General features: G+C 64.6%; 28 protein-coding genes. 24 read left to right on the top strand and 4 right to left on the bottom strand.

What is annotated here, in order from left to right:
- The first annotated feature begins 251 nt into the window (after nt 1-251).
- From ACYU8T_RS08285 to ACYU8T_RS08250, 8 genes are all read left to right on the top strand, one after another.
- Nucleotides 252-920 carry a motility protein A gene (locus ACYU8T_RS08285; RefSeq protein ID WP_461159078.1) on the top strand — a complete coding sequence of 223 codons (669 nt, stop codon included), beginning with the start codon at nt 252-254 and terminating at the stop codon, nt 918-920.
- Entirely contained in the window at nt 920-1,411 is a 492-nt protein-coding gene (locus ACYU8T_RS08280) for a flagellar motor protein MotB (RefSeq protein ID WP_461159077.1), read from the top strand. Before ACYU8T_RS08285 ends, ACYU8T_RS08280 begins: the two co-directional genes overlap by 1 nt.
- 92 nt (nt 1,412-1,503) lie before the next feature.
- On the top strand, nt 1,504-2,022 hold the full coding sequence (locus ACYU8T_RS08275; RefSeq protein ID WP_247231650.1) for a flagella basal body P-ring formation protein FlgA: 519 nt from the start codon (nt 1,504-1,506) through the stop codon (nt 2,020-2,022).
- Nucleotides 2,023-2,068: 46 nt separating this feature from the next.
- Complete coding sequence (gene flgM / locus ACYU8T_RS08270) at nt 2,069-2,347, top strand: flagellar biosynthesis anti-sigma factor FlgM (protein WP_461159076.1); 279 nt, start codon at nt 2,069-2,071, stop codon at nt 2,345-2,347.
- 8 nt (nt 2,348-2,355) lie between these two features.
- Nucleotides 2,356-2,664, top strand: coding sequence for a hypothetical protein (locus ACYU8T_RS08265; RefSeq protein WP_097092164.1), 309 nt, complete (start codon nt 2,356-2,358; stop codon nt 2,662-2,664).
- Between the two features lie 183 nt (nt 2,665-2,847).
- Nucleotides 2,848-3,669 (top strand): lytic transglycosylase domain-containing protein, encoded by an 822-nt coding sequence (locus ACYU8T_RS08260; protein ID WP_461159075.1) that lies wholly within the window; start codon nt 2,848-2,850, stop codon nt 3,667-3,669.
- 9 nt (nt 3,670-3,678) lie between these two features.
- Nucleotides 3,679-5,799 (top strand): flagellar biosynthesis protein FlhA, encoded by a 2,121-nt coding sequence (flhA, locus tag ACYU8T_RS08255; RefSeq protein WP_461159074.1) that lies wholly within the window; start codon nt 3,679-3,681, stop codon nt 5,797-5,799.
- A 13-nt stretch (nt 5,800-5,812) separates the two neighbouring features.
- Nucleotides 5,813-6,544, top strand: coding sequence for a sigma-70 family RNA polymerase sigma factor (locus tag ACYU8T_RS08250; protein WP_461159073.1), 732 nt, complete (start codon nt 5,813-5,815; stop codon nt 6,542-6,544).
- Nucleotides 6,545-6,634: 90 nt separating this feature from the next.
- Here the strand turns inward: ACYU8T_RS08250 and mdoH are convergent, their stop codons facing one another.
- The 4 genes from mdoH to ACYU8T_RS08230 all read right to left on the bottom strand — a co-directional run bounded on the left by mdoH (nt 6,635) and on the right by ACYU8T_RS08230 (nt 11,275).
- Nucleotides 6,635-8,512, bottom strand: coding sequence for a glucans biosynthesis glucosyltransferase MdoH (gene mdoH, locus ACYU8T_RS08245; protein ID WP_461159779.1), 1,878 nt, complete (start codon nt 8,510-8,512; stop codon nt 6,635-6,637).
- 71 nt (nt 8,513-8,583) lie between these two features.
- Nucleotides 8,584-10,068 (bottom strand): OpgD/OpgG family glucan biosynthesis protein, encoded by a 1,485-nt coding sequence (locus tag ACYU8T_RS08240; protein WP_461159072.1) that lies wholly within the window; start codon nt 10,066-10,068, stop codon nt 8,584-8,586.
- A gap of 213 nt (nt 10,069-10,281) precedes the next feature.
- Nucleotides 10,282-11,124: a flagellin N-terminal helical domain-containing protein gene (locus tag ACYU8T_RS08235; RefSeq protein ID WP_461159071.1), complete on the bottom strand. Its 843-nt coding sequence runs from the start codon at nt 11,122-11,124 to the stop codon at nt 10,282-10,284.
- Between the two features lie 22 nt (nt 11,125-11,146).
- Complete coding sequence (locus tag ACYU8T_RS08230; protein ID WP_268933191.1) at nt 11,147-11,275, bottom strand: hypothetical protein; 129 nt, start codon at nt 11,273-11,275, stop codon at nt 11,147-11,149.
- Between the two features lie 178 nt (nt 11,276-11,453).
- Here ACYU8T_RS08230 and ACYU8T_RS08225 point away from each other — a divergent pair, with 178 nt between their 5' ends.
- The 16 genes from ACYU8T_RS08225 (at nt 11,454) to flhB (ending at nt 25,351) form a co-directional block, all read left to right on the top strand.
- Complete coding sequence (locus ACYU8T_RS08225; protein ID WP_461159070.1) at nt 11,454-12,695, top strand: sigma-54 interaction domain-containing protein; 1,242 nt, start codon at nt 11,454-11,456, stop codon at nt 12,693-12,695.
- Between the two features lie 12 nt (nt 12,696-12,707).
- Nucleotides 12,708-13,067, top strand: coding sequence for a flagellar hook-basal body complex protein FliE (gene fliE, locus ACYU8T_RS08220; RefSeq protein ID WP_461159069.1), 360 nt, complete (start codon nt 12,708-12,710; stop codon nt 13,065-13,067).
- Between the two features lie 3 nt (nt 13,068-13,070).
- Nucleotides 13,071-14,807 carry a flagellar basal-body MS-ring/collar protein FliF gene (fliF, locus tag ACYU8T_RS08215; RefSeq protein WP_461159068.1) on the top strand — a complete coding sequence of 579 codons (1,737 nt, stop codon included), beginning with the start codon at nt 13,071-13,073 and terminating at the stop codon, nt 14,805-14,807.
- Nucleotides 14,800-15,816, top strand: a complete 1,017-nt coding sequence (fliG, locus tag ACYU8T_RS08210) for a flagellar motor switch protein FliG (RefSeq protein WP_097092156.1) — start codon at nt 14,800-14,802, stop codon at nt 15,814-15,816. Before fliF ends, fliG begins: the two co-directional genes overlap by 8 nt.
- A 52-nt stretch (nt 15,817-15,868) precedes the next feature.
- Nucleotides 15,869-16,447, top strand: coding sequence for a FliH/SctL family protein (locus ACYU8T_RS08205; RefSeq protein ID WP_097092871.1), 579 nt, complete (start codon nt 15,869-15,871; stop codon nt 16,445-16,447).
- A 13-nt stretch (nt 16,448-16,460) separates the two neighbouring features.
- Nucleotides 16,461-17,789 (top strand): FliI/YscN family ATPase, encoded by a 1,329-nt coding sequence (locus ACYU8T_RS08200; RefSeq protein WP_097092155.1) that lies wholly within the window; start codon nt 16,461-16,463, stop codon nt 17,787-17,789.
- Nucleotides 17,786-18,211: a flagellar FliJ family protein gene (locus tag ACYU8T_RS08195; protein ID WP_097092154.1), complete on the top strand. Its 426-nt coding sequence runs from the start codon at nt 17,786-17,788 to the stop codon at nt 18,209-18,211. Before ACYU8T_RS08200 ends, ACYU8T_RS08195 begins: the two co-directional genes overlap by 4 nt.
- A 1-nt stretch (nt 18,212) precedes the next feature.
- On the top strand, nt 18,213-20,075 hold the full coding sequence (locus tag ACYU8T_RS08190; protein WP_255254759.1) for a flagellar hook-length control protein FliK: 1,863 nt from the start codon (nt 18,213-18,215) through the stop codon (nt 20,073-20,075).
- A 27-nt stretch (nt 20,076-20,102) separates the two neighbouring features.
- Nucleotides 20,103-20,738 carry a flagellar basal body-associated FliL family protein gene (locus tag ACYU8T_RS08185; RefSeq protein WP_097092153.1) on the top strand — a complete coding sequence of 212 codons (636 nt, stop codon included), beginning with the start codon at nt 20,103-20,105 and terminating at the stop codon, nt 20,736-20,738.
- A 52-nt stretch (nt 20,739-20,790) separates the two neighbouring features.
- Nucleotides 20,791-21,675 carry a flagellar motor switch protein FliM gene (locus ACYU8T_RS08180; protein WP_461159067.1) on the top strand — a complete coding sequence of 295 codons (885 nt, stop codon included), beginning with the start codon at nt 20,791-20,793 and terminating at the stop codon, nt 21,673-21,675.
- Nucleotides 21,672-22,010, top strand: a complete 339-nt coding sequence (gene fliN / locus ACYU8T_RS08175; RefSeq protein WP_097092152.1) for a flagellar motor switch protein FliN — start codon at nt 21,672-21,674, stop codon at nt 22,008-22,010. Before ACYU8T_RS08180 ends, fliN begins: the two co-directional genes overlap by 4 nt.
- An 84-nt stretch (nt 22,011-22,094) precedes the next feature.
- Nucleotides 22,095-22,358 (top strand): FliO/MopB family protein, encoded by a 264-nt coding sequence (locus ACYU8T_RS08170; RefSeq protein WP_461159066.1) that lies wholly within the window; start codon nt 22,095-22,097, stop codon nt 22,356-22,358.
- On the top strand, nt 22,348-23,142 hold the full coding sequence (fliP, locus tag ACYU8T_RS08165) for a flagellar type III secretion system pore protein FliP (RefSeq protein ID WP_461159065.1): 795 nt from the start codon (nt 22,348-22,350) through the stop codon (nt 23,140-23,142). The genes ACYU8T_RS08170 and fliP overlap by 11 nt, the downstream gene beginning before the upstream one ends.
- Before the next feature lie 19 nt (nt 23,143-23,161).
- The gene (gene fliQ, locus ACYU8T_RS08160; RefSeq protein ID WP_097092149.1) at nt 23,162-23,434 is read left to right on the top strand and encodes a flagellar biosynthesis protein FliQ; all 273 of its coding nucleotides are present in this window, start codon (nt 23,162-23,164) and stop codon (nt 23,432-23,434) included.
- A complete protein-coding gene (fliR, locus tag ACYU8T_RS08155; RefSeq protein ID WP_201514725.1) occupies nt 23,431-24,213 on the top strand; it encodes a flagellar biosynthetic protein FliR in 783 nt (260 codons plus the stop codon). Before fliQ ends, fliR begins: the two co-directional genes overlap by 4 nt.
- 1 nt (nt 24,214) lies before the next feature.
- Nucleotides 24,215-25,351, top strand: a complete 1,137-nt coding sequence (gene flhB / locus ACYU8T_RS08150) for a flagellar type III secretion system protein FlhB (RefSeq protein WP_247230596.1) — start codon at nt 24,215-24,217, stop codon at nt 25,349-25,351.
- The last annotated feature ends 1 nt before the right edge of the window (nt 25,352 follow it).

Below are 25,352 nucleotides of genomic sequence, written 5' to 3'. Positions count from 1 at the left end.
CCGTCTTTTTGCCCTTGAGGGTCTAAACTTTGCGGTTCCTCCGCCGTTCTGAGCCCTGATGGCGTGAACCGCAGGTGATCCGAAGGCTATTTCGCAAGAGCCGTGCCAATTTGCGTGGGTGACGCATCGGCATGTGCGGAAACGGCGGAAATTCTTGGGTTCGGATGAAGGCGGCGGCAGGGGCGGCAAGATTTTGCCGGTCCTGGGCAAGGCTTTGCCGCTGGTGATCCGGGTGAATGGGGGACTGGTTGATGATCGGACTATTGGCGCAGCTTTTCGATCCCCTGACGCTGCTGATCATGATCGGCGGGGTGGGCGCGGTGGCGCTGTTCCAAAATGGCGGTCCGGCGATCGGGCGTGGTTTCGCCGCGCTGGTGCCGCTGCTGCGCGCCGATCCGGACAAGGATCAGGCGACGGCGCGCGCGGCCTTGCTGAAGATCGACCAGGTCGCGCAACTGCGCGGGCTTGCCTGCACCGATCGGGTGAAGACCGCCAACCCCTTCCTCGCTGAAGCGGCACGGCGCCTCGCCAACAGCGAAAGGACCGAGCAGTTCGAGATTTGGGCAGCGCAGGCGCTGGCCGACCGGGCGCGCCGCCATGCCGGTGCGCGCAACGTCTGGCTGTCGATTGCCGATGCCGCCCCAGCGCTGGGCATGGCGGGCACCATATTGGGCCTGATCGGCATGTTCGCGGCGATGGACGACCCGGCGGCTCTGGGCCCGTCCATGGCGTTGGCGCTGCTGACGACGCTGTACGGCGTGGTGATCGCCAATGTCATCGCCGCTCCCATCGCGAGCCGCCTTGCCGACCTGTCGGAGCGGGAACTGGCCTGGCAGAAGGAAGCGGCCAGCCGCTTGGTCGCCATCGCGCGGCGGGAGAATGTGACGACGCTGCGGGCAGCCATCCGCGAGGTGGCGTGATGATCGCTGCTGCCTCGCAAGCCCGGCGCAGCCGTTGGGCCGTGAGTTTCGCCGACCTCCTGTTGTTGCTGCTCGGCTTCTTCATTTTGTTGCAGGCAAGCGGGCAGAAGCGCGATGCCATGCTGGCGCAGGTGCGTCAGCAATTTGGCGGGCGCGCGGTGGCCAAGGACATGGAACTGCGCGCGGCGGAGCTGTTCCTGCCGGATGAGGCGCTGTTGTCGGGTCAGGGCAGGGCAGCGCTGGCAAGAGTGGCAGCAGGCCTGAAATCGGGCAGCGGCAGGATCGACATCAGCAGCCTTGGCACCGATCCCGCGCGGCGGCGGTTCGATCCTTGGGATCTAGCGGCGGCGCGGCTTGGCGCGGTGGCGCGCGAGTTGAAGGCGCAGGGGCTGGCCAGTGACCGGCTGCGCATTCGCGGCCTCGACCAGATGGACGGCGGCACGGGCAAGGGCCAGCTGATCCGCATCGGGGAAGCTGCCGGGCAGCGTTAACGACTTGTTAGCCATATCGGATGCTTAATGCGTGGCATGAATCTGTCCGCATCCGGAGATATGCTGTGAAAACGCTGCCCCTTATTGCCGCCATGGTGCTGGCCACAGCAGTTTGTCAGCCTGCGCTGGCGCAACAGAAATTCGAAAATCTCGATCGCCTGGACGGCTTGGTCGCGATGACCGTGGGCGCCAATATTGGTGAGCCTGGCGGGCCCATCGCGCCAGTTGACCGGCGGCTACGGCTGGCGGCCTGCCCTGTGACGCCGAGCGTCGAAGGGCCGACTTTCGGCGCGGCGATCGTGAAGTGCGACTCCGTGGGATGGCGCATCCGCGTGCCCTTGAGCGGCGGCGGCGGCGCTGCTGCGGCACCGGTTGCGCGCTATGGCGTCGCTGCGCGTCCTGCGCAGCGCGATTTGGTGGTGAAGCGGGGGGACCCGGTCCAGCTGCTCGCCGGCAATGCGAGTTTCAGCGTCTCGCGCGCGATGATCGCGGATGAAGACGGCGCCGTGGGCGACACCATCCGCGTGCGCGAGGACAAGCGGTCCACGCCTGTCCTGGCGCAGGTGGTCGAAATGGGCACCGTGCGCATTCCGGGATTTAATGATTTTTGAACCCTGCCGTTATAGGGTGAACGGGACGAGTGAAGGATTGTAAGCCATGATCAAATCTGTCGGCCAGAATATGAGCGCCGCGATAGAGGCTTCCCGGTTGCGGGACAGCGGCAAGACGCGAAGCGCTTCCGACAAGGGTGGGCCGAGCGTTTCGTCCTTTTCGGCATCGGCGAGCCCCGCTGCCCGCATGGCCGCGGAAGGCGCGCCGGTCGACATGGACCGCGTCGCGGCGATCAAGGCAGCCATCGCCTCGGGCAATTATCCGGTCGATCCGGCTGCGATCGCCGACAAGATGCTCGCGCTCGACCTGCCGATCAACGGTTAAGGCTTATTATGCCGCTCGGCCTTGCAGCGTTGGATGACCTTTTCTCGGCTTTCGATGAGCTCCGCGTCGCGCTTGACGGCACCGACGTCGCGGCCATCGACGCTGCCGCCGCCCATGTGAGCCGGAGCGCCGCCGCAGTGCGTGCGATCGGCGCATGGCGCGCGGATGACGCGATTCGCGAGCGAGTGACGGCCCTGCTGCCGATGATCGAAGCGGCGCGTGTGCGGATCAATGTGCTGACCGATCATGCGGGACAGCGCCTGTCCCTGCTGGCGGCGCATGGGTCGACCCAGGCTCCGCTGGTTTACGGGCGATAGAGGCCAGGGCCTCCGCTCCCCCGAACGGTGATTTAAACTCTGATGTTGATGAGATGAGGCGCCCTAGAGGCGCCTTTTTCTTTGCATGCTGAACGCGCCAGCAACATTTATGGAGCGCGCGTTAACCAAATCTTGGCATAAGCCTTGCTCTAATGCTCCCCGGTACCAACGGGGATTATTTCATTGTCGGCATTTGCAGACATAGCAGCAACAGGCGCTTCGACCGGCAACCGCGTGACGAACGCGATCGCCATGGCGAGCCGCAGGACGGGCGTGGACTTCGCCTATCTGCTGGGCCAGGCGAAGATCGAAAGCAGCCTTAATCCCACGGCGCGCGCGAGCACCTCGTCGGCAACGGGCCTGTATCAGTTTATCGACCAGAGCTGGCTTGCCGTCATCGACAAGCATGGCAGCGAATATGGCCTTGGCTGGGCCGCCGACATGATCAGCCGGGGCCAGAACGGCCGCTATTATGTCGCGAACCCGGAAATGCGCCAGCAGATCCTGGATCTGCGCAACCACCCCGAAACCGCCTCCGTCATGGCTGCGCAGCATGCCGCTGACAACAAGGCCTATCTCGAACAGCGGCTTGGCCGTGAGGCTGAGCCGGTCGATCTCTACCTCGCCCACTTCCTGGGCGTCGGCGGGGCCAGCAAGTTCCTGTCGGTCCATGATCGCGCGCCGGGCGCAACCGCTGCGTCCATGTTCCCCGCCGCCGCGCGGGCCAACCGCTCCATCTTCTACGATCGCTCCGGCAGTCCTCGCAGCTTCGCCGAAATCCGTGATCGCTTCGCGTCGAAGCTTCAGCGCGGCGTCGATTCGATCAACACTGGCCCCATCCAATATGCTGCCGCTCCGCTGCCCGATGGCGCGAAGACCGTGCAGCCCGCAGATTATGTGCGGATCGAAACCCAGCGCCTCGCAAATGCGGCCGATGTCAGCATCAAGCCGCAGCCGGAAACCGCACGTCTCGCCTATCTCATGCTCGCCACCCTCGGAAGGTAACGGCCCATAATGACTCCCGCCCAAGTCAAAGCGAAGATCTGGATGAGCGCCGCCAAGGGGGCCGTGCTGCCCATCGCGACGCTGATGGTCGTGCTGTTCATGATGGTGCCGGTGCCTGCGTTCATGCTGGACCTGGGTTTCATCACCAACATCATGATTTCTCTGGCCGTGCTGATGGTGGCGCTGAACGCCGCCAAGCCGCTGGACTTTTCGAGCTTCCCCACGGTGCTGCTGTTCGCGACCTTGCTTCGCTTGGCGCTCAACGTCGCATCGACGCGTGTCGTGCTGGTGTCGGGCCATGAAGGATCGGACGCTGCGGGCCATGTGATCGAAGCCTTTGGCCATTTCCTGATCGGCGGCGACTATGTCGTCGGCATCTTCGTCTTCGCGATCCTGATGATCATCAACCTGGTGGTCATCACCAAGGGCGCGGGCCGCGTCTCGGAAGTCAGCGCGCGCTTCACCCTGGACGCCTTGCCAGGCAAGCAGATGGCGATCGACGCCGACCTCAACGCTGGCCTGCTCACCCCGGAAGAAGCGAAGGTTCGCCGCCGCGAAGTGGCGACCGAAGCGGATTTCTACGGTTCGATGGACGGTGCGTCCAAGTTCGTGAAGGGGGATGCGGTCGCGGGCATCCTGATCCTGGCGATCAACATCGTCGGCGGCATCATCCTGGGCGTGGTCAGCCATGGCCTGTCCATGGGCGAGGCCGCGCAGACCTATATCATCCTGGCCATCGGCGACGCGCTGGTGGCGCAGGTTCCCGCGCTGCTGCTTTCCATCGCCGCTGCTGCGATCGTGACGCGCGTTGGCAGCGAGGATGATCTGTCCAACCAGATCACCGGCCAGTTCGGATCGAGCAAGGCCTGGACGCCCGTCGCGGCGATCCTGACCTTCCTTGGCATCCTGCCTGGCATGCCGCACATGATCATCCTGCCCGCGGCAGCGGTTGCGGGCTATATCGCGTGGCACCTGCGCAAGCAGGCCAAGGTGAAGGCCGCCGAGCCCGCGCCGATGCCGGAGCCCGCCAATCCCGCACTGATCGAATGGAATGACGTGTCGGACGGCGCGATCCTCGGCCTTGAGATCGGCTATGGCCTCATCGGTCTGGTCGACGAGCGCAAGGGCGCGCCGCTAATGGCCCGCATCACCGGCATTCGCCGCCAGCTGTCCAAGGAACTGGGCTTTGTCGTGCCGATGGTGCGCGTGAAGGACAATCTGGCGCTGGAGCCGAACCAATATCGCATCACCATCGCTGGCGTGGTCGTCGGCGAGGACGAAATCTACCCTGACGATCTGCTGGCGCTCGACAGCGGCGCGCTGGAAGGCGTGGTGTCCGGCCGTGAAGCGAAGGACCCGACATTCGGCCTCGACGCCGTCTGGATTTCGCCAGCCAAGCGCAGCGAAGCGGTGGTCGCGGGCTATACCGTGGTCGATCCGCCGACGGTGGTCGCCACGCATCTCAACCAGCTGATCGCCATGAATGCGAGCGAGATGTTCGGCCTCGACGAAGCGCGAAAGCTGCTCGACAATCTGAAGGACGCAGCGCCGCAACTCGTCGATGGCCTGACCCCCGGCACGCTCAGCCTCACCCAGATTTCCGCGCTGTGCCGCGCACTGCTCTCCGAAGGCATTGCGCTCAAGGACTTCCGCCGCATCTGCGAAGCGATGGTCGACGCCGCGCGGCCGGACATGAGCCATGAGCAATTGGTCGAGGCCGTCCGCCAGCGGATCGGCGCGCTCATCATCCAGGGGCTGGTCCCGGTGAAGATGCCGTTGCCGGTCATCACGCTGGACGGCGATCTGGAAGCGCTGCTCGCGCAGGCGATGCGCGTTGCTGGCGACGCCAAGCATCCGATCGAACCGGCGCTCGCCAACCGCATCATCGAAGCGGTGGTGCAGGCTGCCCGTCCGATCATGGGGCAGGCGCGCAACTTCGCCATCGTGACGTCGCCGGTGGCGCGCCGTGCGCTCGCCCGGCTGTTCAAGCCGCATCTGCCCGAAACGCCGGTGCTGTCCTTCCTGGAAATCCCCGATGGCAAGGGCGTGGAGGTCGTCGCCGTCGTCGGCGGCGAGCAGCGGCCTGCGCCCCGTCACGATCCGCTTCCCACTCGCGAACGCGTCGCCTGAGGATAACTGACCCATGTTCATGAAGAAGGTCATCGCCGGTTCCGACGCCAATACCTACGGCCGGTCGAACAACAGCCCTGAACAGCTCGCCCGCCGTTACATGCCGCTGGTGCGCAAGATCGCATGGCATGTGCATGGCCGCGTATCGAGCGCCGTTGAGGTCGAGGATCTGCTCCAGATCGGCATGGTGGCTCTGGTCGAGGCAGCGAACGGTTTTGAGGATCGCGGCTTAGGTTTCGCCTCCTATGCGCAGATGCGCGTGCGCGGCGCGATGATCGATCATCTCCGGCGCGGGGCGACGATCGCCCGGTCGGCCATGGCCAACCGCAAGCAGCTGGCCGCCGTGCGCAACCGGCTGGAGCAGCAGCTGCGCCGCGCGCCACTCGAAGCCGAGATGGCTGGCGCGATGGGCATGGAGGCAGCCGCCTATCGCGAACTCGCCGACAGTTGCGAGATGGTGCAGCACAGCAGCATGGATGAGGTCTATTCTGACCAGTCCATGTGGTTCGCCGATGTGGAAGACCGCGCCGACGATGTCATGGAACGCGAATCGCTCAAGGCTGCGCTTGCCAAGTGCATCGGCGAACTGCCGCAGCGCGAAGCCATGGTGCTGCAGCTCTATTTCGTCGAGGAACTGAACCTTGAGGAGATCGGGCAGGCGCTCGACATCGGCGCAGCCCGCGTGTGCCAGATCAAGAAGGCGGCGCTGGACAAGCTACGCGAAAAGCTTCACGAGTGGGATTGAGAAGGCGTCATCCCAGCGCAAGCTGGGCTCTTGTGACGCTTGGTTGAACGTCAGGCCTGAGACGCCAGCTCATGCTGGCATGGCGAAACTTCAGTGATCGTTCACCACCGCTTGGCTTAGCGAGGTCCTTCCTCTGGCCTGCTCAGGATAATGCGGCGCGCGATAGCTGTTTGTCCGCCACCAGGGCTCTGCCACCTGAAAAAGCCCGCTGCGTTCCGCCTTCTGGCCCAGACCTTTACGCGCCGTGACGGCAGCAAGGACGGGAGCAAGCACAAGCCCCGCCACCACCGGGATGATCCATCCAACGGACGTGCCGCCCTGGATCGCCAATGCCGTCAGTAAGCCGCCCAGCATGATATGATATTTGAACAGCCAGACGGCGCCCCCGATCGACATGCCGTCCCGGTCGCGAACCTGCCCGCTCCAACTGCTTTTGCGCCCCATCAATATGCCGAACAGGTTGATCGTCTGCGTGAGCATGCTGACGGGCGCCATCAGGATCGAGAGTGCGATGTCCGCCATGACGCCCCGGCTCATGCGCGCCGCTCCGCCAAAGCCGATGCGCCGCGCCGGATCGGCCATCGCCCATCCCATCGCCAGCAGCTTCGGCCCGAAGAGCAGCACTGCGGTAAGCGCCAGCAGCCCGCCCGATGGCAGGATCGCGCTCGGCGGCCAGACGCCAGCCAACGCACCGCCCAGCACGACGAGCAAGAGCGCCAGCCATAGCGGCGACGTACAATAGGCCGACGCGCCGACCAGCAGCTGGAACCGGCTGACCAGATGCAAGCCCCTGATCTTGGGGATGAGCGGCACATGCTGGATATTGCCCTGGCACCAGCGGCGGTCACGGGTGGCAAGGTCGGGAAGGGAAGGGGGAAACTCCTCGAAACTGTCGTCCGCCATGACCATGTGCACGTCCCAGCCGCGGCGGCGAAGCAGTGCGGCCTCGATCATGTCATGGCTCATGATATGGCCGCCGAACGGGGCGCGGCCGGGCATTTCGGGGAGGCCGCAACTCTGCGCAAAAGCCTTGGTGCGCAGGATGGCATTATGCCCCCAGAACATGCCTTCCGATCCCGCCCACCAGATCATGCCCGCAGCCGAAATCGGGCCGAACAGGCGGCTGGCGAACTGCTGCCAGCGCGCAAAGAAGGTGGATGCCCCCACGATCGTCGGCACGGTCTGGATCAGGCCGACATGCGGATGCCGTTCCATGTCGAGCGCCAGCCGGGCCATCGTCTGCCCGCTCATCACGCTGTCCGCGTCCAGCACGATCATATAGTCATAGCCGCCGCCGAACCGCTGTACCCATTCAGCGATATTGCCGGGCTTGCGGCCGATGTTGAGTGCGCGGCGGCGGTAATGCACCGGCCGCGAGAAGCCCTTGCGCATTTCCAGATAAGTGTTGCGCTCTATCTCGCCATTGTCCGGGTTGGAATCGCTCAGGATGAAGAATTCGAAGCGTTCATTGCCCATGACCTGTGCCAGGGATCGCTCCATGATCGAGAGGCGGCCCATGACGCCCAGAAAATCCTCGTTGCAGACCGGCAGCAATATGGCCGTCCGCCCCCGAAGGGGCGTGGCAAAGGAGGTTCGATAGGGCTGGGCCGCCGAAGCCTTTCCCATGGTCAGGATCAGGAACCCGATCAGGCTGGTGGCAAAGCCGAAGGCGATCCAGGCGAATAGCGGGATGAAAAGGGCAAGATAGACGCCTTCCCACAGAGAAATGCCGTCGAGGCCAATGGAGCGCCGCATTTCATGGGCCGCCATGGACGCAGGCAACAGGGCCAGCAAGATGACGAGCATGCGCCGGGCCCATTGATCGATGTTCAGCGGACGGTGCGGAAAATCGCGCGGATGCTCGCTGAAATCCTGCTCCGGCATCGGGAGCGGCATTTCGGCGGGCACATGCTCGAACGCGCGTGCGGAGGCTTGCTCCTTGCCGCTACCCGTTTGCCCGCTGATCATCGCCATTTCACGTCTGTCCGTTCCAAAAATCATGACGCACGCGTCAAAGCGCCCGGTCCCTGCCGGTTCCGTCAAGCGCCCAGCGGATAATGCACATATTCGCTCATGGCCGCATTACCGGAGCGAAGCTGGACGCGGACATCGGCTGCTTTGCCGCTCTCGCGTCGCAGATCGAGCGCCACGCGGAAAAGGCCGGGTTGATGAAGGACGGGATATCCGCCCTTCCTGACCAGCGTAGCGCCAGCCAGATCGACCCAGATGTCGGGCCGCGCGTCCTTTGCCACGCCAGAGAAATCCAGGATCAGACGGTCCACGCCCGCTTCACCCGCCTGACCGGTCCACACATTATTGAGCACCGCGATGCCCGTTGCAGGTCCGCCCGCTGACGACCAGTCGAGCCGGTAGCTCGCATCGATCCGGCTGCCCGCCCGAACCGCCGCCGCTGGCGTCCAATAGGCGCAGACATTGTCGACATATTCGCTGGTCGTGGGAAATGCGTACAGCCGGACCTGCCCCGCACCGAATGGCTTGCGTGGCGAAGCCCAGAGAGAAGGGCGGCGTTCATAAAAGACGCCGTCATCCTGATAATTTTCGAAATTCCGGTCCCGCTGCATCAGACCAAAGCCCTTCGGACTGCGTTCGGCAAAGGCATCGACGCGCGGTGCGGCGGGATTGATGAGCGGACGCGCATGGATCGTGCCGTCCGCACTGCCGATCGCCAGCAGATCGGAATCATGGATTTCCGGCCGCCAGTCGGTGCGGGATGCGCGGCTTGCCTGATCATACCAGAACATGCTGGTCATCGGCATCAGCCCCAGTTCCGCGATCGGGCGGCGCGCGAACAGCGCGGCATCGACATCCTGCCGCACGCCCTGCGCCGTCTTTTCAGTCACGAAGCGATAGGCCCCGGTGACCGAAGCGCCGTCCAGCAGGGCGTAGATGGTGAGGCTGCTTGGGCCAATGCGCTCCAGCCAGAAATGGGTGAAGCGGGGAAATTCCTCCTTACCCTGTATGCTCGTGTTGATCGCGATCGCGCGGGCCGACAAGCCGAACTGCTTGGTCGCGCCGGGGGAGCGGAAATAGCTGGCGCCGAGGAAGGACAGCCAGTCTCCATCGCGCGCGGAGTTCATGACGCGAAAGCCCGCATAGCCTGCGTCCGGCCCCAACTGCCGCACCGCATTGTCGGCAGGCGCATCGAAGATCGTCGGATCATAGCGCAGCGGCGTGGCCCGGCCATTCTCCACCAGCGCAATCTCCACCCGCTGTTCAGCAGAGGCGCTTAACGGGAAAAGCTGTACGCCGGTGTCTCCCGGCAGATTGCCCCAGATCGTCCGGTCCTCGCGGAAACGGGCTTTGTAGAGCGCCTCGTAATCCACTTTGCGGGCACCGGGATGATGCGATGTTTCCCGATAGGGCTGCCGCGCAAGACCCCTGGCGCGAGCAATCACCATGTCCCAGGAAAAACGCTCGCCTCCCTGCTGGGCGAGCACGGTTCCGGGGAGGAGTAGGGCAGCGCCTGATGCGCCGATCAGCGCGCGCCGGTCGATATCCATCATGGCCGTAATGATGGGCGCATGATCGCATAATGCAAGCCTTGGCGCCCCAAAATGCGGTGAAGCCTCCGCCCGGGGGGACGGAGGCTTCGAATGCTGGCCGTTCGATCGAAGGTGGTTGCCCGGCGCGGTGGGGACTGTTGATGCGCCGGGTTCCCATGACTGGCTGTCAGGTGACCAATACCTCAGCCGGTCAATCTGGTTCGCTGAACCGGATTACTGGATCAGCTTCAGGACGTTCTGCTGGCTCTGGTTCGCCTGAGCGAGCATCGCCGTCGAAGCCTGGTTCAGGATCTGCGCCTTGGCGAGGGCGGTCGTTTCAGCCGAGAAGTCGGCGTCTTCGATGCGGCTGCGGGCGTCAGAGAGGTTGGTGATGTTTGCAGTAAGATTATTGACGGTTGACTCAAGACGATTTTGAACGGCACCCAGCTTGGCGCGAGTTGAGTCAATCTTCTTAAGCGCCGCGTCATAGGTGGCAAGCGAGCTAGCATCCGTCGTGCTCGCCGTGACATCAAGAACTGCACCTGAGGCCGTCGCAATAGCGGTTATGGCAGCATCAGCAGAAAGACCGTTTGCGGCGATGGTCACGGTGTCATTCCCACTTGCACCGGCCTGGATTTTGATGTCGTCTGTACCCGCAGTGCCAGTAAACAGACCGATGCCATTGAATTTGGTGTTAGCCAAGGTTGTATTGATCTGCTTAGCTAGTTCGTCCATCTCCCCCTTAATATTGGTCTTGGCGCCAGCGTCGTTTGTGCCGTTGATGGCTTGAACGGTCAACTCACGCATGCGCTGCACCATGTTGGCGATTTCGCCGAGCGCGCCTTCCGCCGTCTGAGCGAGCGAGATGCCGTCATTGGCGTTGCGGATGCCCTGGGTCATGCCCTTGATCTGCGAGGTCATCTGCGAGCTGATCGCGAGGCCTGCTGCGTCATCCTTGGCGCTGTTGATGCGCTTGCCGCTCGACAGACGCTCCATGGCGGTGCTCAGCGACTTGCCTGCGAGAGCCGAAGCGTTGGCGGCGCGCAGAGCGGAGGAGTTGGTTCCGATAACAGTCATGATATTCCCTTTCTATGTCCTATCAGGTCGCTGCCATCAGGCTGCTTGCGGCCTCGAAAGGGGATAACGGCGCGGCGGAAAAAGCTTTTAGGGCTCGGCGCATTTTTTTCTGAGAAAGTTCAAAAAGCCCCGAAATCAGCGGATCTTGCATAACCGATCCATATGGAAGCCGGTCCACCGCCCCGGCAAAGCGGAAGAAAATTGCCGCCCCGCAGCAAGGTTATTGCCGCATTAACCAGATGATAACCATGCGAAGGGCATTTGTCAGAGCATCGAAGGGGGTTGGGGCGTGCGGGGGCACAAGCCAGCCGAAAATGGATGGGACTGTCATGTCGTCGCTTGACGTGAGCCGAGGTGTCTGCGCGCTCGTTCCGGGCCTGCAGCATTGGCTGGAAAATGCCTTCTACATGGTACGCATCGTCGATGCGCAGAGCCCGCGCGAGCGTGACGAGCGCCGCGTGCTGCTGGCGACGGAGATCGGCCATGCGACCCATCGCGATATCCTGATCAACCTGATCGATGGAAAGCCTTCGCTGGTGCCTGCCGCCAACGGCCTGCCTGCCCGCGTGGCATTCAATATCGAAGATATGGGCTTTGCCTTCGCGCTCATCGCCGAGCTCGCCCGCCCCGCAAGCGTCCCGGCAGTGGGCGACGCAGCCAGCACTCGCCTGATGACGCTGGCTGGCCGTGTTGCCCGCAGCGACGCCACGGTCCTGATCCAGGGTGACACCGGCACCGGCAAGGAAGGCATGGCGCGCTTCCTCCATGCCCAGTCGGGCCGTATCAGCCGCGACTTCATTGCCGTCAACTGCGCCGCGCTTCCCGAAACGATGATGGAAGCGATGCTGTTCGGGCATAAGAAGGGCAGCTTCACCGGCGCGGCCAACGCTTCGGATGGTCTGTTCCTGGCCGCTGACGGCGGCACGCTGTTCCTGGATGAAATCGCCGAACTGCCCTTGCCGCTTCAGGCAAAGCTGCTTCGTGCCTTGCAGGAAGGGGAAATCCTGCCCGTCGGCGCGACCCATCCCGTGCCGGTCGATGTTCGCATCATCGCTGCCTGCAACCGTGACCTTGCCGCCGAAGTAGCCGCCGGACGTTTCCGCGAAGACCTTTACTGGCGCCTCAATGTCATGCCGCTGGAACTGCGCCCGTTGGCCGAGCGCGCTGGCGACGTCACCGCCATCGCCGCTGCCATGCTGCTGCGCCATCAGGAATTCGTCTGGCCGACCGCTGCGGCACTGGAAAAGCTCGCCGCCCATGTGTGGCCCGGCAACGCCCGTGAACTTGGCAATGTCCTCCAGCGCGCCATCGTGCTGCGCGAAGGCGACCGGATTGACGCGGAAGACCTGCACATCGCTGGCGCGCCGCAGTTGCGCGTAGTCGATGCGCAGCCCGCGCCTGCCGGAACGATCAGCCTGCGCGACGTCGCTCGCCAGTCGAAGCTCGACGCCATCCGCGCCGCGCTGCGTGAGACGGACGGCCACCGCGCCGCCGCCGCGCGCAAGCTCGGCATTTCCGAACGCACCCTGCGCTACCGGCTCGCCGAAATGCGCGAACTTGCAGCGGCTTGAGGGAGGTAGGGCATGACCGGCATTTCCCCGACTGACAGCGTGATGGCGATCCGCAACGCCATCCTCCAGAAGAACGCGGCTCTCCGCGATGTTGCGCAGACCGGTACGGTCGGCGGCGGGTCAAGTGTTGGCGGGGCCGAGGGCACCAAGCCCGGGGGCTTTACCGAGGCGCTCAACTCCGCCCTCCAGCAGGTCAACGGCCTGCAAGCCCAGGCAGGCGAGGCGGCTTCCGCCTTCGAGCGCGGCGAGACGACCGACATCGCCGCCGTCATGCTCGCCAAGCAGCAGGCGTCGGTCAGCTTCGAAGCGACCCTCCAGGTCCGCAACAAACTCCTGTCCGCTTACAAGGACATCATGAGCATGCCGGTATAATCCATGAGCGAGAACGCACTCACCCTCGATGGCGGCGCGACCGCTCTCCCCGCCACCAGCGCCCCTGCCTTTGGCGGCGCGAAGGGCGCCGATGCGCTCAAAGCGCGCTTCACCGGCTTCATCAAACAGCCTGCGGTGGCGAAGAGCCTGCCGCTGCTCGGCCTGCTGGGCGTCGTCGCCACGGCTGGCGCTGCCTGGCTGGCGCTGCGCGAACCGCCCCAGCGTGACCTTTTCCGTGGCCTGCCCGATGCCGACAAGTCGGCCGTGGCACAGGTGCTGGACCAGAATGGCCTGACTTACGACTTCGACAATTCGGGCGCGATGACAGTCGCCGAGGATGATTATTTCAAGGCGAAGATGATGCTCGCCGCTCAAGGCCTGCCCAAGAGCGCGCCCGACGGCAACAGCATGATCGACAGCCTGCCCATGGGCGCGTCGCGCGCGGTGGAAGGCGAAAAGCTCCGTTCGGCCCGCGAAATGGACCTGGCTCGCACGATCGAGGCGATCGACAGCGTCGAAAGCGCCAAGGTGCACCTGGCCGTCGAACCGCCAAGCGTGTTCCTGCGCGAACGGGCCAAGCCCTCCGCCTCGGTGATGCTGCGTCTGGCTTCGGGCCGCACGCTGACCGATGCGCAGGTGAGCGCCATCGTCCACCTCGTTGCTTCGTCGGTGCCGGAACTCAGCCCCGATCAGATTTCGCTGGTCGATCAGAATGGCCGCCTGCTCAGCAATAATGACGGCAATGCCGCCGACGACCGCCAGCTTGCGGTGCAGGGCAAGATCGAGGACCGCTATCGCCAGTCGGTGATCGCACTGCTGACCCCGATTTTGGGCGAAGGCAAATTCTCGACGGAAGTCCGCGCCGAACTCAACTTCGCAGAGCGTCAGGCGACCCGCGAAACCTATCCGCAGGACGAAGCCCGCCTGCGCACTGAAACCGGCAGCTGGGCGTCCGACCCGCGCGGTCAAGGCGCTGGCGGCGAAGCCAGCGGCGTACCGGGCGCACTCAGCAATCAGGCCCCGGTCAACCCGACCGTCACGCAAACCAATCCCAACGGTCAGGCCGTGAGCCAGGGCACGCAGGCCAATCAGCCCGCGACCCCAGGAAACGCGCCGATGAAGACCGAGGAAACCTTCAACCGCAGCTTCGAACTGGGCCGCGAAATCTCCGTAACGAAGGACGCGGTCGGCACCGTCAAGCGGCTGTCCGTCGCCGTGGCGCTCGACAATGGCGCGGACGGCAAGCCCCGCTCGGCACAGGAAATCGCCGCTCTGGAAGCGTTGGTGAAGGGCGCTGTCGGCTTCGATCAGGCGCGCGGCGACGTGGTGGCGCTTTCGTCGCGCAGCTTCGTCAAGGCGGAGGAAGTGAAAGCGCCTTGGTATGAGGCGGACTGGATCTCTCCGCTGGTGCGCAACCTGTCGGCGCTGGCCGTCGCGCTGCTGGTGATCTTCGGCATCGGCCGCCCGCTCTTGAAGCGCCGCGCCGCTGCTCAGGAGGCTGCTGCCGAGCAGACCGCTGCGCAGGGTCAGAAGATCGGCCGTGAAATCTCCTCCGAGATTACGAAACAGGCCGCGATCGCTCCTGACGGCAGCAAGGCAGTGACGCTCGACATGATCTCGTCCACCTATGACTATGCACAGCGCGCCGACCTTATCCGCAACTTCGTGAAGCAGGACCCGGATCGTGCCGCCCTTGTCGTCCGCGACCTCCTGAAGGAAGGGAAGAAGGACAATGGCTGAGGTCGATACCGCTCCCGCCGCCATCAAGGGCAGCGCCGCCGCTGCCGTCCTGCTGATGCTCTTCGACGAGGATGAAGCCGCGCAGATCCTTTCGCGCCTGGAACCCGACGAAGTTCGCCAGCTTGGCTACGCCATGTATGACGTCGCCGACGTCGCTGTCGAGGAAGTCAACGAGGCGCTCGACCATTTCGTCACCAAGGCGAAGAAGCGCACCACCATCGGTTATGGCGCTACCCGTCACATCCGGGGCGCGATGACCAAGGCGCTGGGCGAGGAACGCGCCGAGACGATCCTGGCGCGCATCACGCCGCCGACCCGCTCCACCCAGCTCGAAATGCTGAAGTGGATGGACGCCAAGGAAGTGGCGTCCCTCATCGAGGCGGAGCATCCGCAGATCATGGCAATCGTGCTCGCCCATCTGGAAGCGCCCGTCGCCGCCGATGTGCTGCAGCTGCTTCCGGCCGAATATCAGGAAGAGATCGTCTATCGCATCGCAACCCTGGGCCCGGTGTCGAACGAGGCGCTCGACGATCTGGAACAGCTGCTGCTGCGTGGCTCCACGGCCAAGAAGCAGGGTGCGGCGTCCCAGCGCGGCGGCACGATCGAGGCGGCTGCCATCATGAACAATGTCCGCAAGGAAAATGAACAGCGGATCATGAAGGCGGTGGCCAAGCGCGACAAGATGATCGCGCAGACCATCGAAGAAGAGATGTTCGTGTTCGATAACCTGATCGACATGGATGACAAGAATATGGGCACGCTGATGCGCACCATCGACAGCAGCGTGCTGGTGGTGGCGCTGAAGGGCGCGAACGAGATGCTGAAGGGCAAGATCTTCGGCGCGATGTCGGCCCGCGCCGCGCAGGCGATCGCCGACGAGATCGAGGAACGCGGACCCATTCGCCTGGCAGAGGTGATGGAGGCGCAAAAGCTGATCATCGCCACCGCGCGCCGCATGGCCGACGCTGGCACCATCATGCTCGGCGGCAAGGGGAACGACTTTGTTTAAGGTCTGGGACGCAAGCAGCAGCCGGGACGCGTCGAGCATCCCCTTGGGCGGCATGGGGCAGGTAAAAAACGGCAGCTTCCGCAGCCTTTATTCCGACGCGGCCCCGGCACCCGGCAGGACGATGCACGATGCCGCGCCCGCCATGACCGACGAGGACATCATCGAACAGGCCCGGATGGAGGCCTTCACGCTCGGCTTCGATGAAGGATGCCGGGTGGTCGGCGACGCCGCCGCCGCGGATGCCGAAGCACGCGCTCGCCTCGCCGAAGCACTGGAAAATCTTTCGCCCGCGCCCAGCGGCATGCTGTCCACCATGTTGTCGGCCACGGTAGTCCGGCTGGTCGAACAGATTGTCGGCGAGGTCGAGATCGATCTGGAGCGGCTCGTCCAGCGCTGCGACACGGTCGCCGCCTTCATCGAGGATAACGAGGACAAGAGCGCGCTCCACCTGCATCCCGACGATGTCGCCATGCTGGAAGGCGAAACGATCGGCGTGAAGCTGGTCGGTGATCCCGCCATGCATCGCGGGTGCGTGCGGCTCGAAACCGCAGACGGCTGGATCGAGGATGGCCCGGACGTGCGCCTGTCGCGCCTGCGTGCGCTGATGGACGACATGGAAGGCCGTTCATGAAGGGGGTTTGGGCATGATCAAGGCATCGCTTGCCCAGGCGGAAAGCCTGTTCGACCATCTCCAGGTCCAGAACCGTTCACCCCGTCACGTCGGCCGTCTCGTCAGCCACGATGCGGGCATGCTGGAGGTCACGGGCTTTCGCAAGCCGATCGGCGCAGGCGCGCGGGTGATCGCGTCGGACGGCACCATCTGCCGCGCCGAGGTGGTCGGCTTTCGCGGCGACAAGACGCTGCTCGTGCCGCTGGATGCCGACGCACCGCTGGAAAATGGTGCACGGGTAGAACCGGACAGCCAGGCGAACATGGTGCAGGTGGGCGAGGGGCTAATCGGCCGCGTCATCGACGCCATGGGCCAGCCGCTCGACCGCAAGGGACCGATTATCGCCGGCGGCAGCTGGCCGCTCAATGGCGTCAAGGGCAATGTCCTCGACCGGGGCCGCGTGACTGAACCGTTCGACCTTGGCGTGCGCGCGGTCAACGCGCTGCTCACCGCCGGGCGCGGCCAGCGCATTGCCATCATCGCTGGGTCGGGCGTGGGCAAGTCCGTCCTGATGGGCCAGATGATCGCAGGCGCGGAAGCCGACATCGTCGTCGCGGGCCTGATCGGCGAACGCGGCCGCGAGGTCAGCGACTTCCTGGAAACCAAGCTCAAAAATTCGATGCACAAGAGCATCGTCGTCGCCGTGCCCGCCGATCATCCCCCGGTGCTGCGCCTGCGCGCCGCCGCGCGGGCCACCGCCATCGCCGAATATTTCCGCGCGCGCGGCAAGAAGGTGCTGCTCCTCATCGACAGCCTGACCCGCTGCGCCCATGCCCAGCGCGAGATCGGCCTTGCGCTCGGCGAACCGCCCGCGATGAAGGGCTATCCGCCCTCCGCGCTTGCGCTGATCCCCCGTCTGGTGGAACGGGCAGGGGTGGATGCCCGCACCGGCGGCTCGATCACCGCGCTCTACACCGTGCTGGCGGACGGCGATGACACCGACGATCCGATCGTGGACGCCGCCCGGGCGATCGTGGATGGCCATTTCGTCCTTTCGCGCCATCTGTCGGAACAGGCGATCTTCCCCGCCATCGACATCGGCAAGTCCCTCTCGCGCGTCATGGCTGACGTGGTGCCGGACGATCATCGCATGGCCGCTGCCTCCTACCGCCGCCTGTGGGCCGCCTATGAAGAAAATCGCGACCTGATCCTGATGGGCGCCTACCGCCCGGGCAATGACCCGGTGATCGACGAAGCCGTGCAACGCCGCCAGGAAATCCTCGATTTCATCCGGCAGGATCAGAAAAGCCGGATCGACCTCGACACCAGCGCTGGTGCTCTCATCGCTGAGTTCGGCGCATGAAGGGCGCGCTCAAGACGCGCCACCGCGTGCTGCGCGTCCGCCATGTGCAACATGCCATGGCTGTCGCTGAAACGGCCCGTGCCCGTGACGAGGCAGACGGCATCGAACGCAATGCCGACCGGCTGCGCAAGGTGCGGAACGATCTTTTTTCCGACCCCGGCATGGCAACTGGCGCGAATTTTGCAGCGATGCAGGAACTTGCTGGCCGGCTCGAGCAGGCTGGCCGTCAGCTGGATGGCGCGCTCTACGATGCGCGCCGCAAGGTAGAGGCCAAGGAGGGCCTGACCCTTGCGGCCAATCGGGATCGCGAAATCGCCGAAAAGCTCAAGGATCGCGCCCGCGCGGACCTGGAGGAATGGCGGGAAAACAAGCTGGCGGCCCTGCCGCGCTACCGCCGGATGCAGCGGACGGGAGACCTATGAGATGAACATGCTTTCCAGCCTGAAGGCACTGCTCTTTTCCACGGCCGCGCCGGGCGTAGCGGCGGTTCAGCCTGCCTCGCCGGGCGAGACGGCCGATTTCGCTGCGCTGTTCAACGGCACGATGGCGGAAGAGACCGCCGTTGCTCCGGCCCTGCCGCAGATCGAGGGACCAGCTTTGCCGCCCGTTGCGGCTGATATCCCGCCCATTGAACAGCGGGACACAGCTACCGCTCCCTCCGGCCTTCTAATAAACATGGCTCCGCCCGAGGCCACGCCTGCGCAGGGCCACGTTCCGCACGGGCTTGCCATAGCGGTTGCCGCCGGCAAATCCTTGCCGTCGCAATTGCCGCCCGGCCGAGCGCTCGGGTTCGTCAAGCAGGCCGCAGATGTTCCGGTGGAGCAGCAGCCGCAGGTTGAGCCTTCGCCTTCCCAGGCGCAGTCCGAGACAAGCTTGCCGGACGAAGCACCCATCCCTGAGCCAGATGCGTCGGGTGAAGCACCCGTCCAGCCGGAAGCCGCAGTACCGGATAAGGGGACTAAGCCTGCCCAGTCGCCCAAGGCTCATCCTGCCGCTCACAAGGATGAGCCTGAGCCGGGGCCTGCCATTCCCGTCATGGCGGAAGCCTCGCCGGTCGAAACCCAATCCTCGCCCAAGCAGAAGGCAAAGGTCGAACGTACGGAGCAGGACCCTGCGGCTACGGCTCCAGTGCCGCAGCCCGTCATGGCAGCTGAAGCCGTTCCGCCAGTCAATCCTGAACCTGTAGCCGATGCATCAACAGACGGCTCCGAACCTGTAGCTGCCGCACCCAATGTGGCACCGATTATGACGGTTCCTGTGCCATCGGCGCCCTCGCGCGGTCCTGCGCCAATCCAAAGCGACCCTGAAAGGATCGCCCCAGACCAGCGCCACGCTCGCGGCGAGGGGAAGATATCCTCGGCGGTTCCAGACGCGCCTGTGGCGGTGATGGCAGGCGAAAGCCCAGCCCCCGAAGGCGTATCGCCCGCAGCGCCCGTCCTCAATGGCAAGCCGGTGAAGGCGGAAGCGATCGCTCTCCTGGCAATCGTGCGTGAACAGGTGGCCGCGCGCCAGACCGGCGCGCCCATTCGCGTCGGCGAACAGGTTTCCGCCGCTGCGCATGCGAAAGCCGAAACGCCCGCGCGTTCAGCCGAACCGGCATTGGATTCGTCCGTCGTTCCGCCGTCCCCTGACGCAGCTCCCGCTGCTCCTCCGGTCGCGGCTCCGCAAACCGCCAGCCTGTCCCCACCAAGCGCAGTTCCCGCTTCGCCATCGCCCGATTTGTCTGCCAGCCTCGGCGCTCAGGTCGTCGACATGGGTGTTTCCGGCCAGTGGATTGACGGGCTTGCTCGCGACATTGCAGGGCTGTCGGCAAACGGCGCGCAGGGACGGTTCCAGATCGATACGCAGCATCTGGGCGCGGTGCAGGTGGACATTCGCCACGACACGGACGGCGCCGCAGTCAGCCTGACCGTTGCCAGTGAGGCGGCGGAGGCGGCGTTGCGGCAGGATAGCGACCGGCTGAAGCTGGACGCGGGCCTCGCTGCCGTTCGCATCGCCGAGTTGAAGGTCGAACGCGCGCCTGCGGTGGCTGAAGCGCACCGCGCCGAAACAGGTGGCCAGTCATCGTCTCAGCAGCAGCAACAACAGTCGCAGCAAGGCTCTCAGAGCTCCGCCTGGGCGCAGAATAACGGCCAGAATATGGGCCAGCCCCAAGGCCAGCAAAATCGCTGGCAGGGGCGCGAAAATAACGGCTTTGGCCCTAAAGGCTCCGGCGATCCTGCCGTTCTTAACCATGCGGACGCGCAGCCTGCCGCCCATGGCCGGGCGCGCGCGCGTTACGCTTAAGATTCAGGATTTTCGGGGGACCGGCAGATGAGCGACGAGGCGAAGGCGAAGAAGAAAAAGGGCGGGGGCATGAAGATGATCCTGCTGGCCGCCGCCGCGCTTGTCCTGGGTGGTGCGGGCACGGCTGGCGGGCTCTACGCGGCCGGTTTCTTCAGCGCCAAGGAAGAGGGCCCCAAGGAAGATCCCAACAAGCCAGTCCTCGTCCTTGCGGGCGAGAGCGCCGAGGAAGTCGCGAAGGCTCATGGCATGGGCGGCGAAGGGCATGGTGAAGGCGGCGGCGGGGGCCATGCGCCCGCGCATCCGGGCAAGGGCATCGACCTTCCCACGCCCGCCAATCCGGCGGCCTATCAGGCGACCTATTTCCAGTTGCAGGCGCCCTTCACCTCCAACATGTCGGACACCGACGCCTTCGCCCAGATTTCGGTGGCGGTATCCACCTATTACGACCTGCGCGTGATCGAGGCGATCAAGACGCACGAGATGGCGATTCGCAGTCAGGTTCTGATGCTGCTCGCCCAACAGCCCGAAGCGATGCTGGCGACGCCGGAAGGCAAGCGGCAGCTCCAGGGCCGGATCAAGGGCGTTATCAACGATGTTTTGAAGCAAAAAACGGGCTATGGCGGCATCGATAACGTTTATTTTACCAATTTCGTTATTCAATAGGGGTGCCTGAAAGGTCGGGAAGTCCCCTGACCCGCTAGGGCAGGGGACTATGATGAACGACGTTCAGACCTACGCTTTCGGGCGTGGGGAATCGCAGACACCACAGCTGCTGTCCGGGCTCGACCGGCTGGGCGAAAAGCTCGGCCGGCGTTTGCGCGCCTTGTTCGAGCCGATTTCGGGCGTGCGCCCGCATATCGCCATGCTCGACGCGCAAGTGCTGGATTTCGGCCAGTGGTCGGCGCAAGTGCCAACCTTTTCCAGTATCGGCGTCTATCGCATCGCGCCGCTAAAGGGTCAGATGCTGCTGCGCATGGACGCGGCCATGATCTCGACGCTGGTCGATTGCTTTTACGGCGGCCTCGGCAATCGCCCGCTGCCTGCCCGGGGCGAGTTCACCCCTACCGAAGACCGGCTGATCAGCCGCATTTCAGAAGGCGTGATCGCGCGCCTTTCGGAAGGTTGGACCGACATCCTGCCGCTGGAAATCGGCCTTGTCATCCGCGAAACCGGGATCGGCTTCGCATCCGCCGCGCAGCCCGGCGAGCAGATGGTGCTGCAACGCTTCATGCTCAGCATCGCGCGCGATCAGGAATGGCCGATCGACCTCCTCTACCCGCTGTCGTCGTTGCGCGCGGTGGAGCCGCTCATGGGGACGAAGGCTCCGGTGGACGAGGAGCGCGTCGATCCAGTGTGGCAGGCGCGCATCGCCAATCGCATGCGCGACATCCGCCTGCCCGCCCGCACCGTGCTGGCGCGCCCCAATCTCTCGCTCGCCGACCTCATGCAGTTGAAGACCGGCGACATCATTCCAGTCAATATCAGCCGCAGCCTCCCGTTGATCGTGGGCGACCGCATCGTCGCTCATGGATCGATCGGCGAACAGGACGGCCGCGCCGCATTCCAGATTGAAAAGCTTTTACAGGGACCTGAACAATGAGCGACATGAGCGAAGCGCCGCGGATGGACGGCTTTGCCGACAATGGATTGAGCCGCATGGTCAGCAATCCCCAGTTCCGCCTGCTGGCCGACATTCCCGTCCGCATGTCGGTGGAGGTCGGCTCCACGTCGCTGCGCCTGGCGGAGGTCATGGACCTGGCCGAAGGCAGCATCGTGGAACTCGACCGTCAGGCCGACGACCTGCTCGACATCATGGTCAACGGCGCGCTGATCGCGAAGGGCGAGGTGGTGACGGTGAATGGCCGCTATGGCATCCGCATCGTCGACATCGCCGCTGCCGAGAGCCGCCTGGCCGGGGTCGAACGGCGCGGTTGATCGCGCCGCCATCCTTTTTCCCTTGCTGCGCGCCGATCTTTCTGATTCGGAAGGGCGGTTAACCATGATAGCGGACCGGCCCTCATGTTCTGGTATTTCGTCAAACTGCTGATCCTCCTGCCGCTGGTCGGCGGCATGGCCTTCGGCGCGCTGTGGCTTTGGCGCAAATATCAGCCCGGCATGATCGCGGGGCAGGACGGCCGATCCTTGAAGATGCTCGAAGCGCTGCCGCTCGGCACCTTCGGTAAGCTCGCCGTGATCGAGTTCGAGGGCAAGAAGATACTGCTGTCCGTCACGCGCGGCCGGATCGAAAAAATCGCGGAAGGCGATCCCTATCGTGCGCGCTAACGCGCTGCTGATCGGCGGACTTGCGCTGACGGCTGGGCTGCTGCTGGCTGAACCCGCGCTCGCCCAGGCAGCCGCGCAGGCCGCACCCGCGGCGCCGGTCGACAATGGCGGCGCGCTGACCCGTGCGATGGGGGCGATTTCGGGCGACGGCCGCCCGCTGTCCCTGTCGCTCCAGATCCTCGTCCTGATGAGCCTGCTGTCGGTGCTGCCGTCGCTCGTGCTCATGATGACCAGCTTCACCCGTATCATCATCGTCCTGTCGATCCTGCGCCAGGCGCTGGGTTTGCAGCAGACCCCGCCTAACCAGGTGCTGGTGGGCCTTTCGCTCTTCCTCTCCCTCTTCGTGATGCGCCCCGCGATCGACCAGATCAACGCGCAGGCCTTCGACCCCTATGGCAAGGGGCAGATCAGCATCGAGGAAGCGGTCGGCCGATCGGGCAAAGTGCTGCACGGCTTCATGGCCAAGCAGACGCGCGAGACGGATCTGAAGCTCTTCGCCAACCTCGCCGAAGCGCCTGCCTTTCGCTCAGCCGCCGATATTCCCTTCTCGATCCTGCTCCCCGCCTTCGTGACCAGCGAACTGAAGACGGCGTTTCAGATCGGCTTCATGATCTTCCTGCCCTTCCTCATCATCGACCTCGTTGTCGCCTCCACGCTGATGGCGCTCGGCATGATGATGCTGTCGCCGACGATCATCTCGATGCCGTTCAAGCTGTTGCTGTTCGTACTGGTGGATGGCTGGGCCCTGACCATGGGGTCGCTGGCAGGGTCCTTCGCGACATGACCGCGCGAGGCATCTAGCCATGGAAAACGCCGACTTCTTCATGGGCCTTGCTCAACAGGCGCTCTGGATCACGGCGCTCGCCGCGGCGCCCATCCTGATCCCGGCCCTGATCGCTGGCGTCCTGATCGGCATGGTGCAGGCCGCCACCTCGATCAACGAACAGACGCTGAGCTTCATCCCCAAGATCATCGTGGTGGGCGGCATGCTGGTGCTGTTCGGCGGGTCGATCCTTGTCCTCATCGCGGACTTCACGCGCGAGATATTCGAACGCATCCCGGACCTGCTCCAATGATCGCGCCGGGCTTCGCGAATGTGGAGACGCAGCTCTGGATCTGGCTGATCGCCATGATCCGTCCGGGCGCGGCCTTCATCGCGGCGCCCGTATTCGGCGCGCCCTCCGTGCCGCTGCCGCTGCGCTTCATCCTCTCGCTTGCGCTTGGCCTCGCCGCGCTCAACAGCGTCACCATCCAGCTGCCGCAAGACGGCATCGCCAGTTTCGCAGGCGTGATGCTCGTCATGGGCGAAGTGCTGGCCGGGCTCGCCATGGGCTTTGCGGTGCAGATCGGCTATGCCGCCGCCTTCGTCGCGGGCGAGGCGATCGGCAACACCATGGGCCTGAACTTCGCCGCCATGGTCGATCCGTCCTCGGGGCAGGCGACGCAGGCAGTGGGCACGTTCCTGTCGATCCTCGCCACCTTCCTGCTGCTCGGCATGGACGGCCATCTGATGCTCGCCAGTTTCGTGGTGCAAAGCTACAAGGCGCTGCCACCCGGAGACGCGATGCTCAGCAATGATGCGGTGTGGCATCTGGTGCAGTTCGGGGGCGCGCTGCTTGGCGCGGGCCTCACCATTGCGCTGCCTGTCGGCTTCGCGCTTGTGCTGGTGCAGATCATCATGGGCATGCTCGCTCGCAGCGCGCCGTCGCTCAACCTCTTCGCGGTAGGTATGCCTGTCGCCGTCATGGCGGGCCTCATCCTGCTTGCCATCGCCGCGCCGGTGATGGGCGAGGGGCTGACCGCCGCCCTCAAGTCCGGGCTCGACCAGGCCCAGTCGATCGCAGAGGGCCGCTGACATGGCTGGCGACAATGGCGGCGGCGAAAAGACCGAAAAGCCGACACAGAAGAAATTGCAGGATGCCGCCAAGAAGGGCGACATCCTCCAGTCCAAGGAACTGGCGACCGCTCTGGTCGTGATGGCAGGGATCGGCTGGATCGCGGTGACGGGACCTTCCGTCGTCGAATCCCTTTCGCAGATGCTGATCGAGGCGCTGCGCTTTCGGCGTGAGGATATCATGGACTTCGCGCCCGCCGCGCGCGGCATGAGCCTGCTCACCGGCATCGCGCTGCCGGTCGGCGGCATATTGCTGGCGACCACGCTCGCCGCCATCGCGGGACCCGCCATCCTCGGCTCGCTCGGCTTTCGCCCCGGCGCCTTCGCGCCCAAGGCGTCGAAGCTCAATCCGGCAGCGGGCCTCAAGCGCATCTTCGGCATGCAGGGCCTTATCGAGCTGATGAAGTCGATCGCCAAGGTCGCGCTGCTCGGCTCCATCGGCGTCTGGCTGATCTGGGACCGGCTGACCGCGATCATCGGCCTTGGTTCGTCGGGCCTTGCTCCCGCCATGTCGGAACTGGGCAACATGTTCATCATGACCTGCCTCGTCATGGCGGGCGGCCTGTTCCTGATCGCTGGCATCGACGTCCCCGCGCAAATCATGCAGCGTTCGAAACGCCTCGGCATGAGCAAGCAGGACATCAAGGACGAGCATAAGGAAAGCGAAGGCTCGCCGGAACTCAAGGGCCATATCCGCCGCCGCCAGTTCGAGGTGCTGAGCGGATCGACGCGCCAGGCGGTGGCTGAAGCCAGCGTGATCATCACCAACCCGACCCACTTTGCCGTCGCCCTGCGCTACAAGCCGGGGCAGGATGCCGCGCCAGTCGTGGTGGCGAAGGGCTGCGACGCGATCGCCGCCGCCATTCGCGAGCTTGCCGACCAGAATGGCGTGACGGTCCTTCAATATCCCGATCTTGCCCGCGCCATCTACTTCACTTCGCGCGCCGGGCAGATCGTCAATGAAGGGCTCTACATGGCGGTCGCGACCGTCCTCGCCTTCGTCTTCCGCGTGGAAAACCGGATGGCCAGCGAGATGGACCGGCCCTTCATCAGTGTGCCCGACGACCTGCGCTTCGACGCCGACGGCCAGAAGCTCTAGG

The sequence above is a fragment of the Sphingobium sp. TomMM35A genome (assembly GCF_054771735.1).
The sequence above is the reverse complement of the archived record's forward strand: the minus strand, read 5'-3'. Positions and strand labels throughout refer to the sequence as shown.